General features: G+C 46.3%; 13 protein-coding genes. 5 read left to right on the forward strand and 8 right to left on the reverse strand.

Annotated elements, in window-relative coordinates; genetic code table 11:
• Nucleotides 1–202 precede the first annotated feature (202 nt).
• From crp to IQQ51_RS05970, 6 genes are all read right to left on the reverse strand, one after another.
• Nucleotides 203–835 (reverse strand): cAMP-activated global transcriptional regulator CRP, encoded by a 633-nt coding sequence (gene crp / locus IQQ51_RS05945; RefSeq protein ID WP_004729651.1) that lies wholly within the window; start codon nucleotides 833–835, stop codon nucleotides 203–205.
• A 239-nt stretch (nucleotides 836–1,074) separates the two neighbouring features.
• Nucleotides 1,075–1,944 (reverse strand): phosphoribulokinase, encoded by an 870-nt coding sequence (locus IQQ51_RS05950; RefSeq protein WP_010435210.1) that lies wholly within the window; start codon nucleotides 1,942–1,944, stop codon nucleotides 1,075–1,077.
• Between the two features lie 77 nt (nucleotides 1,945–2,021).
• A complete protein-coding gene (locus tag IQQ51_RS05955) occupies nucleotides 2,022–2,234 on the reverse strand; it encodes a YheU family protein (RefSeq protein WP_010435208.1) in 213 nt (70 codons plus the stop codon).
• A 95-nt stretch (nucleotides 2,235–2,329) separates the two neighbouring features.
• Complete coding sequence (locus IQQ51_RS05960; RefSeq protein WP_019825349.1) at nucleotides 2,330–3,322, reverse strand: hydrolase; 993 nt, start codon at nucleotides 3,320–3,322, stop codon at nucleotides 2,330–2,332.
• Nucleotides 3,323–3,529: 207 nt separating this feature from the next.
• On the reverse strand, nucleotides 3,530–4,000 hold the full coding sequence (locus tag IQQ51_RS05965; RefSeq protein WP_048605369.1) for a TIGR02444 family protein: 471 nt from the start codon (nucleotides 3,998–4,000) through the stop codon (nucleotides 3,530–3,532).
• Nucleotides 3,997–5,919 carry an ABC transporter ATP-binding protein gene (locus tag IQQ51_RS05970; RefSeq protein ID WP_017061112.1) on the reverse strand — a complete coding sequence of 641 codons (1,923 nt, stop codon included), beginning with the start codon at nucleotides 5,917–5,919 and terminating at the stop codon, nucleotides 3,997–3,999. The genes IQQ51_RS05965 and IQQ51_RS05970 overlap by 4 nt, the downstream gene beginning before the upstream one ends.
• Before the next feature lie 174 nt (nucleotides 5,920–6,093).
• Between IQQ51_RS05970 and kefG the strand changes: the two genes are divergently transcribed.
• The 5 genes from kefG to IQQ51_RS05995 all read left to right on the forward strand — a co-directional run bounded on the left by kefG (nucleotide 6,094) and on the right by IQQ51_RS05995 (nucleotide 10,670).
• On the forward strand, nucleotides 6,094–6,678 hold the full coding sequence (kefG, locus tag IQQ51_RS05975) for a glutathione-regulated potassium-efflux system ancillary protein KefG (RefSeq protein ID WP_017061111.1): 585 nt from the start codon (nucleotides 6,094–6,096) through the stop codon (nucleotides 6,676–6,678).
• Nucleotides 6,665–8,461 carry a glutathione-regulated potassium-efflux system protein KefB gene (kefB, locus tag IQQ51_RS05980; RefSeq protein WP_193840589.1) on the forward strand — a complete coding sequence of 599 codons (1,797 nt, stop codon included), beginning with the start codon at nucleotides 6,665–6,667 and terminating at the stop codon, nucleotides 8,459–8,461. Before kefG ends, kefB begins: the two co-directional genes overlap by 14 nt.
• Nucleotides 8,462–8,617: 156 nt before the next feature.
• Nucleotides 8,618–8,818, forward strand: a complete 201-nt coding sequence (locus IQQ51_RS05985; RefSeq protein ID WP_029235422.1) for a YheV family putative zinc ribbon protein — start codon at nucleotides 8,618–8,620, stop codon at nucleotides 8,816–8,818.
• Nucleotides 8,819–8,912: 94 nt separating this feature from the next.
• Nucleotides 8,913–9,503 carry a peptidylprolyl isomerase gene (gene slyD, locus IQQ51_RS05990; protein ID WP_017061108.1) on the forward strand — a complete coding sequence of 197 codons (591 nt, stop codon included), beginning with the start codon at nucleotides 8,913–8,915 and terminating at the stop codon, nucleotides 9,501–9,503.
• 201 nt (nucleotides 9,504–9,704) lie between these two features.
• Nucleotides 9,705–10,670: an isoaspartyl peptidase/L-asparaginase family protein gene (locus IQQ51_RS05995; RefSeq protein ID WP_193840590.1), complete on the forward strand. Its 966-nt coding sequence runs from the start codon at nucleotides 9,705–9,707 to the stop codon at nucleotides 10,668–10,670.
• Between the two features lie 179 nt (nucleotides 10,671–10,849).
• On the opposite strand, the gene IQQ51_RS06000 is transcribed toward IQQ51_RS05995, so the two are convergent.
• The gene (locus IQQ51_RS06000; RefSeq protein WP_009848930.1) at nucleotides 10,850–11,077 is read right to left on the reverse strand and encodes a SlyX family protein; all 228 of its coding nucleotides are present in this window, start codon (nucleotides 11,075–11,077) and stop codon (nucleotides 10,850–10,852) included.
• 5 nt (nucleotides 11,078–11,082) lie between these two features.
• The coding region (locus IQQ51_RS26715; RefSeq protein ID WP_416222602.1) for a WD40 repeat domain-containing protein at nucleotides 11,083–11,697 on the reverse strand (615 nt) is incomplete at its 5' end.

Raw genomic sequence — 11,697 nt, forward strand, 5'->3', positions numbered from 1 at the left:
TCCAGTAAGAAGACATGGGACTCTAGGTGGAGTGAGTCCCATGCACTTTGAACTAATCAACTAAACCCCTGTGTCTACTTTTTAGGGGCCATATCAATATCACATCTCGCATCTCGCATCTGCTCTTTGGGTCTTCAGAAAACAAAAAAGCCACCAAATTCGCATTTGGTGGCTTTCAAATTTTTGGCTCAGTTAACCGAGATTAACGAGTGCCGTATACCACGATAGTTTTACCGTGTGCAGAAATTAGGTTCTGCTCTTCTAGCATCTTCAAGATACGACCAACTGTCTCACGAGAACAACCAACGATCTGGCCAATCTCTTGACGAGTGATCTTGATTTGCATGCCGTCAGGGTGAGTCATTGCATCTGGCTGTTTCGCTAGGTTTAGTAGCGTTTGAGCGATACGACCTGTTACGTCAAGGAACGCTAAGTCACCAACCTTTTGGCTAGTTACTTGTAGACGGTTTGCCATTTGCGCTGAAAGGCGCATTAGGATATCTGGGTTCACTTGGATAAGTTGACGGAATTTCTTGAAAGAAATTTCAGCTACTTCACAAGGAGATTTAGCACGAACCCAAGCTGTACGCTCTTGGTCTTCTTCGAACAAGCCAAGCTCACCGATGAAGTCGCCTTGGTTTAGGTAAGAAAGAATCATTTCCTTACCTTCTTCGTCTTTGATAAGAACTGCCACAGAACCTTTAACGATGTAGTACAAGGTTTCTGCCTTTTCACCAGCATGAATCAAAGTACTTTTTGAAGGGTACTTATGAATATGACAGTGTGAAAGGAACCACTCTAATGTTGGATCGGTTTGAGGTTTACCTAGAACCATAATATCTCACTTCCTCTGCAGGGTATGCTTGCCGCTTTCCGTATTTTAGCTAAGCCTGGATTGACTTGTAGGATAAGAGCACTCGTTGAGTGCTGCAAGCTATCTTGTGTTTCGTTTAAGAATAGTATCCTTTTTCAGGTACTATTTCTTGATTTTAATCGTGACCAAGCTACGATTTTTTACGCAAAATTGTGCACATGATCACGGTATGAAAAGTAATCAACCAGAATGTCGTTTTGTTAACCTATTTTTCCGGTTTCGATGAGTTGTTGCAGGATTGGCCTCACAATGAGCTCCATAGCAAAACTCATCTTGCCGCCTGGCACCACTAGCGTGTTATGACGAGACATAAACGAGCCATCAATCATAGCCAGAAGGTAGGGGAAATCGACGTTTTTGATGCCACGCAAACGTATAACTACGAAGCTTTCGTCTAAACTTGGAATCCCTTTGGCGTTGAGTGGGTTCGATGTATCTACGGTTGGAACACGCTGAAAGTTGATGTGAGTACGCGAAAATTGCGGGGTAATGTAGTTAAGGTAATCATCCATCGAACGAACAATGGAGTCCATTACGGCTTCGCGTGAGTGGCCACGATCGCGGGTGTCACGAACGAATTTTTGAATCCACTCTAGGTTTACGATAGGTACCATGCCGATCAGCAAATCGACGTGTTGAGAAACGTTAATGTCGCCATCAACCACGCCGCCGTGCAGGCCTTCGTAAAACATCACATCGGAGTTTTCAGGGATCTCTTGCCATGGCGTAAAGGTGCCCGGCATTTGATTGTAAGGCACGGCTTCATCGAAGGTGTGCAGGTAGCTTCGTACTTTACCTGTGCCTTCGTTACCGTATTTACGGAAGAACTCTTCTAGCGCACCAAAGTCGTTGGCTTGTGGACCAAAGTAGCTGATGTGCTTACCTTGCTCGCGCGCTTTACGGATCTCGACATCCATCTCTGGGCGAGTGAAGCGATGGAAACTATCCCCTTCAACCCAAGCTGCCTTCACGTCCATCATATTGAACATTTTACGGAAGGCTTCTGAGGTGGTGGTGGTGCCGGCTCCAGATGAACCCGTCACCGCAATAATTGGATGTTTAGCGGACATGACAACCCTTGTCTTTTGAGTAACTTACTTGTTAGCAATCGTTTACCACTATAACACGGCTCCTTTATGAGCGCAGCTTAGAAGCGTTTTGTGACCTGAATATCAACGGTTTCATGGAGCTCAGAAAACACGATGCTGACTTCTCCTGAAGCTAATTGATGTTTCACTTGGTCAATCTTGTTTTGCAGTGAAACCTCTACGTCGCCGTAGTCTGTGCCTTCACGCAGCACGAACTCTTTGATGAGGTTTTCCAGTGTTTCTGGCGCAATGTCTTGCCATGGGATGATCATAAATACTTCTCTCTTTTATGTTCATAAATAGGTTTATTGATGTAGAAATGCGTGTGCTTAGTAATGTTTTGCTTCTATTTACTAAGGCTCGGTCATTATGCCGAATCTTGGATACTTTCATAGTAGGCAGGCAAGGCTTCTTCTAACCAAAACCTTGGCTTGAGTGTGCTACCAGTAATAAACCCAACATGGCCGCCTTTTTGGAATAGTCGATAATCGATGTTATCGGGCAGAACGAACTTTGGGATCACATCATCGGTCATGAAAGGGTCGTCTTTGGCATGAATGATCTGAGTCGGTAGTTTGATCTTATTGAGCTTAGGCAGCGCAGAACATTGCGCATAATAATCTTGGGCATTTTTGAAGCCGTGCAGAGGCGCAGTGATTCGTTCATCAAACTCATACAGTTTGGTGATGTTCTTGATGGCTTCAGCGGTGATGCCAAGTTTTTCCTGTAGCAGGTTAACCTTTTTTAGCGCATTCGATTTTAGAGAGTTGAGCAGGTACTTCTTATAGAGCTTGGAGAAACCGCGCTCAATGCGACTAGAGCAACACGCTAAGTCAAAAGGAGCAGATACGATTGTCGCCGCCGACAGCAATGGGTCGTCTGCGTACTCAGCCAAATAGTTCGCCAGCATGTTACCGCCTAAAGATATGCCAACCGCAACCTTAGGGTTATTCGGAAACTGGGCGTGCAGGTGTCTTAGGAAAAAACGCGCATCTTCGACTTCACCTGAATGGTAAGCGCGAGCCAGGCGATTGGGTTTTCCGCTGCAGCCTCTAAAGTGCATCATCACGGACAACCAACCATCTTTAGCAAACGCATTCATTAATCCATTGGCATAAGGGCTCTCAAAGCTACCTTCTAAACCGTGGAATAGAACGAATATCGGCTTGCTACTGCGATCATTCTTATTTGAGGTGTCACCGTCTGGTGATTCGCTCCAAGCAAGATCAAGAAAGTCACCATCGGGTGTTTCTAAGGTTTGCCAGTGAGGATGAAACAGCGCCTGCTTTCGAATAAACCGTGGCACTAAGGTTTGTAAGTGCGGATTAGAGAGACCAGCGGCTGCGGTAAATATTGTCATAAAAACGATCCATGCTTCTTTTACGGGTTTTGATAACGTGTTGAGCTTGTAACGAAACGCCCACGTTTTTATTTGAGCTTGGTTGATTCTCGGTATAAGCGCAAGGCTTTCACTTATATGAGATACAAAAACAGGCCATGGGTAACTGCTTGAATAATATCAAGGTTAAGCTTGGGTCTTGATGGAATAAAAGGGAAAGAGAACGAGCTAGGGCTGTGGTGCTGGTTCAGAAAAAGCGTCGTAGAGGTTTTCTGCCCCTAATAAACGACAGTACTGAAAAGCGAGCGGTGATTGCTGATTAGCGTACAGTTGTAGGGAGTTAATACAGTCGACCAGATCGGACTGTTGTTGCTTTTCAAGCTGTAACTCAAACTGCAAGGCTTCACGGTATAGCGAGTCGACAACGTGTGCTTTGAGGTGTTTACGTAGCTCTCGATAACTATGAAGCAAGGTTTCAGAGCGGCTCAAGCACTGTTGAACCTTGTGCCACTCTTCTTCAGCGAAAGACAATTGCTGCTCATCAAGCCATTTGAGAAGCAGCAGTAGATTGACGTTGCCGTGGAACTGGTTTTGCAAAGCTAGGCACGCATCCTTTACACCGCGCACACTGTAATACTGAAGGCTAAATTGCCATAGTCGTTCCAGTGTTAGTGATATTGGGGCGTGCTCTGGGCTCATAAGCTATCCATATCCTGTTCCATCTGCTCAAGCTCTTCTTGAGTGGACATCCAATCCATTTCAACTTCTTCTAGCTGTGATTTACTGCTCGCTTGGAGAGCGAGTACTTTATTCAGTTTAGCCTTATTTTCAGCTTCATACAGTGATGTGTCGGATAATTCTTGCTCAGCTTCTTCAAGAGCCTGCGTTAATTTATCCATCTGCTTTTCAAATTGAGTGAGCTTTTTACGAAGTGGTGCCGTCAGTTTACGGAACTCAGCTTCTTTGCGTTTCTGCTCTTTTTTCGCTGCTGCACTGTTGGCGCCGTCTTTTGCTGGTGCCAATGCTTGTGCTTCTTTGCGCTCAACTTTCTGTTGTTCGGTTAGCCACTTGTAGTAATCGCTTAAGTCACCATCAAACGGTGCTACTTGGCGGTCGTGTACAAGGTATAAATCATCGGTAGTCGCACGCAGTAGGTAACGGTCGTGCGATACGATAACCATTGCGCCTTCAAACGTCTGCAGGGCAAAAGTCAGAGCCTGACGCATGTCGAGATCCAAGTGGTTGGTTGGTTCATCGAGCAGCAACAGGTTTGGCTTTTGCCATACCAGTAGCGCTAATACTAAACGCGCTTTTTCACCACCAGAGAAGGGGGCCACTTTATCGAGCGCTTTTTCACCTTGGAAACCGAAGCTACCTAGGTAATCACGCAGTTGTTGTTCGGTGTGCTTAGGGGCAATCTGCATCATGTGTTGCAGCGGTGTTTCTTCAGGGTGCAGCGTCTCTAACTGGTGCTGTGCAAAGTAACCAATCTTAACGCCTTGCGAATAGCTCAGTTCACCGCCTTGCTGTTTCAGTTCGCCAGAAAGTAGCTTAATCAGCGTTGATTTACCAGCACCGTTTCGACCAAGCAAACCAATACGACTGCCCGGAACTAGGTTCAGGCGAATCTTCTCTAGAATCAGATTGTCATCGTAACCGGCAGAGACTTCGTCCATCATCATGATTGGATTTGGTAGCGCGTCTGGTTCTCTAAATTCAAAGCTGAATGGGTTATCAAACTGAGCAGGCAGCACTTGCTCCATTTTCTCTAACGCTTTAATACGGCTTTGCGCTTGGCGAGCTTTTGACGCTTTGTAACGGAAACGATCAATGTAGCTCTGCATGTGAGACATCTGTTTCTGCTGTTTTTGGTACATCGCTTGTTGCAGAATCAGTTTTTGTGCTCGTTGGGTTTCGAACGATGAGTAGTTACCCGTGTACTCATTGAGCTGTTGATTTTCAACGTGCACGATGCGGTTGACGATAGGGTCCAAGAAGTCTCTATCGTGCGAGATAAGTACTAGTGTGCCAGGGTAGCTTTGTAACCAACGCTCTAGCCACATTACTGCGTCTAAATCCAAGTGGTTGGTCGGTTCATCGAGTAGCAGTAGGTCACTGCGACACAGTAGGGCTTGCGCTAGGTTCAAACGCATACGCCAACCACCTGAGAACTGAGTCAGGTTCCATGTCATTTGTTCTTGGCTAAAGCCTAGGCCGTCCAGTAACTCGGCAGCACGTGCCTTGATGCTGTAACCACCAATGGTTTCAATCTTGCCGTGGATCTCTGCTACCAATGTGCCGTTGTCGGCTTGTTCAGCTTTCTCTAGTTGATCTTCAAGGCCGCGGTATTCACGGTCGCCATCAATCACGTATTCAATTGCTGTTCTTTCTAATGCAGGTGTTTCTTGAGCAACCCAAGCCATTTCCCAATGGGCTGGTTTACTGAATGAACCTGCATCAATAGACAGTTCGTCCTTAATTAAGGCGAATAGCGTAGATTTACCACAGCCGTTTTTACCAACCAAACCGATCTTGTCGCCAGGGTGAAAAGTCGCAGATGCTTGGTCGAGGAGTGGCTTACCGCCGCGTAGCAATTGAATATCAGAGAAAGTAATCATAATTGAAATAGCATAGAAATTAGAGGTGAACAGACGCCTGCATAGTAGGCTGAAACCAGATAAAAGTCGATCACAATGCAATTTGCGTTATGATGCCAATAACATATTAATAACTTTTGCTTAAATTCTTGTGGCCTTGCCACCGTTTAGCCCTCAAAGGAATGTTTCAAAGGAATGAGTAATACTCCCTCGACAGACAAAGTCGTGCCAAAGGTGTTGATCATCTACGCGCACCCAGAGCCGCAAACCTCTATTGCTAATCAGATGATGGTTAAGAAGGTAGAGTCGCTCGGTCATGTCAAAGTTCATGATCTCTACGCCATCTACCCAGACTTCTTTATCGATGTGCCTTATGAGCATGAATTGCTCCTTCAGTACGATGTGATCGTGTTTCAGCATCCTCTGTTTATGTATTCCTGCCCTTCATTGTTAAAAGAGTGGTTTGATCGCGTGTTAGGTAAGGGTTTTGCGTTTGGTGAGCAAAGTGCGCTTAAAGGCAAACACTGGCGCAGTGTGATTACTACCGGTGGTAAAGAGGAGGCGTTTGGTGCCGCAGGCTATAATAAATATCCATTACAAGAGATCTTGCAACCATTCGAGCTTACCGCTGCTTTGTGTCAGATGAATTGGATATCCCCTTTGGTTTTACACTGGGCACGAAATGTCACCGATATGACGCGTTACCAACACGCCGAAGCGTATCGAAACTGGTTGCGAGACCCGCTACAAGATATAGGAGCAGATGATGGCTCTGACTAATGATTTTCTACAAAGTAGCGTTATATTTTTAGCGGCTGCTGTGGTTGCGGTTCCTATCGCACAGCGCGCCGGTTTGGGGTCAGTCCTCGGTTACTTATTAGCGGGCGTGGCAATTGGCCCATGGGGACTTGGCCTAATCAGTGATGTAGAGGCGATTCTGCACTTCTCCGAATTCGGGGTGGTACTGCTGCTTTTTCTGATTGGCTTAGAACTTAACCCGAAAAAACTGTGGCAGATGCGAGCCCCCATCCTCGGGTTAGGTGGCGCGCAAGTGCTGATTACCACTCTGATCATCACCGCTATCGCCTGTATGTTCGGTTTAACTTGGCAAACCAGTCTAGTAATAGGTATGGGCTTAGCACTGTCTTCGACCGCGATTGCCTTGCGGGTTATTGAAGAGAGAGAGCTCGGCGGCAAAGAAGCCGGGCAGTCAGGCTTTGCAGTACTGCTTTTCCAAGATATTGCCGTTATTCCAATGCTCGCAATGTTGCCTCTACTTGCAGGTAATACCGGCGGCAGCTGGGCTGATATGCTTTGGATGTTGGGTGGTGTGATTGGTCTGCTGGTCGGTGGCCACTTCTTGTTGAGACCACTGTTCCGATATGTAGTGATGAGTGGCGTACGCGAGTTGTTCACCGTCGCGGCGCTGTTACTTGTGATTGGTATTGCTGTGATCATGCAACAGATTGGCTTGTCGATGGCATTAGGTACCTTCCTAGCGGGCGTGCTTCTTGCTGAAAGTGAATATCGACACGAGCTTGAAATCGCGATTGACCCATTTAAAGGGTTGTTGCTCGGCTTGTTCTTCATCTCGGTTGGTATGGCGGTAAACCTAGGTTTATTGGCAGAAAGCCCATTCGCAATACTGACTGCTGTATTGGCCCTCGTGGTGTTGAAAGGCCTAGTGCTGTACGCGCTGGCTCGTATCTTTGGTACTCAAGCAAAAGCGCGTAGTCGAATGGCGATGATTCTCAGCCAAGGTGGTGAGTTCGCTTTCGTTATTTTTACTGCGGCGAGTGCTCAAGGCATCTTAAGTGGCGAACAAGTATCGTTCTTACTGGTAGTAGTGAGCCTGTCTATGGTGACCACGCCATTGATGCTTAAGCTGCAAGACCGATTCTTTGCTCGTCAGCTGAACCAAATCAGCGAAAGTGCGATGTCTTCGGATGTGGTCGATCGTAGCCCTCGAGTGATCATTGCTGGCTTTGGTCGTTTCGGTCAGATCATTGGCCGCTTGATGTATGCCAATAAGATTCGTATCACCGTTCTGGAGAGTGATGCCAGCCAAATCCATATCCTTAGAAAGTTTGGCTACAAAGTATTTTACGGAGACTCGACTCACCTCGAGCTGTTACGCGCAGCCGGTGCTGATAAAGCAGAAGCGATTGTACTGTGTACTGACTCCCCTGATGAAATCATGAAAACTGTCGATTTATGTAAGCAGCACTTCCCACGCTTAAAGATCTTAGCGCGTGCTCGAAGCCGTGTTGAAGCGTATCAATTACTTAACCACGGTGTGAGTAACTACTCTCGTGAAACCTTCCTTGGAGCACTGGATTTAGGTCGTCAAACATTGACTGAGCTTGGCATGCATCCATATAAAGCGAAGCGAGCAGAGGCACACTTTAGAAAGTTGGATAATGGTATGCTGAAAGAGTTACTGCCTCAGCATAACGAAGATGCCGAGTTAGCCCAAAGAGCGAAAGAGGCTCGTAAAGAGCTTGAAGAGATCTTTGGACACGAGATGGAAAACGATCACCAATCTCGAAACTATTGGCAATAGCTTGAAGTGATAACTCATGCTTGAGCTTAGAAATGAAGCTTGGGCATAGAAATAACAGACTAAAGAACCAATCTAATAATAAACGCGGTCTCTGCTTAACTTCTCAATAAAGTGGGTGGGAAGAACCGCGAATCCAGAGTAGTAAAGGATATGAACGTGAAACAGAAAAAACGCTTTATCGCAGGGGCAAGCTGCCCAAGTTGCAACACTCAAGACACACTCCGTTGGTGGATTGAAAACAATATCGAGCTGGTGGAATGTGTCGATTGTGACTTCACAGAACAGCGTAAACCGAAAACTGTAGAGAAATCTGAACACGCGAATCAAGAAATGATCGGTATTTTTAAGCCAGAATGATTGAGTTTCGTTAATTGATCCCCATAATATCCCGGTACAGAATTTTTCCTAAGCTCAACTGTTCGAGCTTAGTCCAAACCTCCTTGGAGCTCTCATGAAAATTGAAAAGAACGTAGTAGTTAGTGTTGCATATCAAGTGAAACTTGAAGATGGCGTAGTAGTTGACCAATCAACTGCAGAAGCTCCACTAGATTACCTTCACGGTCACAACAACCTAATTACAGGTCTTGAAAAAGAGCTTGAAGGCAAAGTAGCTGGCGACAAGTTCTCTGCAACTGTTACTCCAGAAGACGCATACGGCGAACACAATGACGCACTAGTTCAACGTGTTCCTGCTGACGTATTCCAAGGTGTTGAGCAAATCGAAGTTGGCATGCGTTTCCTAGCGGATACTGACCAAGGTCCAATCCCAGTTGAAGTTACTGAAGTAGATGGCGACGAAGTTGTTGTTGATGGTAACCACATGCTAGCTGGCCAAACTCTAACGTTTGACGTTGAAGTTGTAGCGGTTCGTGAAGCGACTGAAGAAGAAGTTCAACACGGTCACGTACACCAAGAAGGCGGCTGTGGCGGTCACGACCACGATCATGACCACGAAGGCGGTTGCTGTGGTGGCGAAGGCCATGACCACGGTGAAGAGAAAAAAGACGGCTGCTGCGGCGGCGGTAGCTGTGGTTCTCACTAATACCGAATTAACGGTTTAGTTTAAGAATCTTGAAAGCCTCCCTTGTGGAGGCTTTTTGCGTTTAGGAGTCTCGCTTTTTGACCTCGCTTTTTTCTATCCAGCAAGCATTCGCAAAAAGTTTGGTTTTCGCTATCAGACATAGAACCATGGATGTGGTATTGATAGCACAACATTATAAGACGACGTCAGTGGAGAGTTTGTATGTCACAGCCTTTTTCAATTGCCATTCATGGTGGTGCAGGAACCATCTTGCGCGAGCAAATGAGCGATGAATTAAAAGTGGGTATTACCGAGGCTTTGGAAAAATCGGTTTTGGCTGGTTATCAAATATTGCAATCGGGTGGTGATGCTCTGGACGCGGTGGTTGCGTCAGTCAAGGTGATGGAAGACAGCCCGCACTTTAATGCCGGTAAGGGCTCTGTTTTAACGCATGATGAATTTGTTGAGATGGACGCTTCTGTGATGCACGGCCGCGAAATGGATGCAGGTGCTATTGCAGGCGTTCGCCATATCAAAAATCCAATTGAACTTGCGCGTGATGTGATGCTGAAAAGCGACCATGTGTTGTTGATTGGTGAAGGTGCCGAGAAGTTTGCGTTTGAGCATGATTACACCTTTACCGAGCAAGACTACTTCTTTACTGAGCGTCGCTATGACCAACTTCAATCGATGAAAGAGAAAGGCATCTTTGCTCTGTCTGAAGCGAAATATGATGAACAGCAAGCTGAGAAATACCCCGACGACAAAAAGTACGGCACGGTCGGTGCAGTAGCATTAGACCAAGCGGGTAACTTAGCAGCAGCAACCAGTACCGGTGGCGTGACCAATAAGAAATACGGTCGCGTAGGTGATTCTCCGATTATTGGGGCGGGAACCATCGCTGAAAATGGCAACGTTGCCGTTTCAACAACCGGGATGGGTGAGTTCTTCCTACGTAAAATGGTTGCCAGTGATGTCGCAGCACGAATGCGTTACCTGAAAGAAGATGTACACACCGCTTGTGAAACGATCATTCAAGGTGAATTGAAAACCATGGGTGGAGAAGGTGGTTTGATCGCTATCGATGGCCAAGGCGATATTCATTTTGGTATGAACAGCTCTGGGATGTATCGTGCAAGCGTTGATACTCAAGGTCATGTTGAAGTGAAGATTTATGCGGATGATTAAGTTTCTATCAGCTTAATTGGCTTTAGCTTATTCACTGAGATGGAATAAACAAAAGGGCGACAGATAAGTATCTGTCGCCCTTTTAGTTTTCTATGTCCCGTCCTGAAATGTGTTTACACATTGAGGACGAGAAACTAACGATATGGTCGCTAGAATCAATTCGTTATTTTGAACCGCACTTAATAGTGTGGAGGTGGCGTCTCTTCTGATGCGTCAGCTAGATTAGAGCCATCCATATTTTTCACTTTGCCAACCACGAATTTCATCTGGTCTTGCATTCTCGTGATCAACATTTGTTGTTGGCTAAGCGCTTCATTGAGTTCTTCAATGGTCTGTTCTTGGAAAGCTAGCTGACACTCTAGGTCATTTACGCGGCTTTCTAGTTGTTCAACTCGCTTTTCTGTCATCGTTCTTAATCCACATTCCAAGCTTGGGCAATGCCCGCAGAGGTGCCCGATATCACACGGTTCTTGTCATCAAAGGCTGCATCATACACTACCGCACGAGGAGGGCGAGCATCTTTTAATGGCTCAGCATCGTGACGAGAAATTCGCTTGCCATCCTGAGTATTCCACACACTCACTTGACTGGATGGTGTGCCCGTCACCAACATACTGCCGTCATCAGAAAAACGCGCACTCGAAAAAATCAACTGTCGAGACCAGCTTTGCAATTGCGCTTGAGGTTCGCCCGTTTCAAGATCCCAAATCATCGCTTGATTGCCGCCGTCAGAAGTAAAAGCCAGCTCGCCATCGCGTTGTAGCGCGACTCGTACTACTCTTTGTTCATGCTCAAAGGTGCGCAATACCAAGCCCGACTCGGTATCCCAAAGGTAGGCTTTGTAGTCGTTACCACCGGATAAGGCGTAGCGGCCATTGGATGAAAGGGACACAGAATTCACTTTTTCTCGGTGAGCGAGGAACTCAAGACGGCGTCCGGTGACTAAGTCCACATAGATGGCTTTGCCATTAGACAGGCCAAGTAAGACTTTTTCACCATTGCTGGATATGTCGACATCGCGAATCAA

The sequence above is a fragment of the Vibrio sp. OPT18 genome, from assembly GCF_015163615.1.
In the GTDB taxonomy this organism is placed as follows: domain Bacteria; phylum Pseudomonadota; class Gammaproteobacteria; order Enterobacterales; family Vibrionaceae; genus Vibrio; species Vibrio coralliirubri.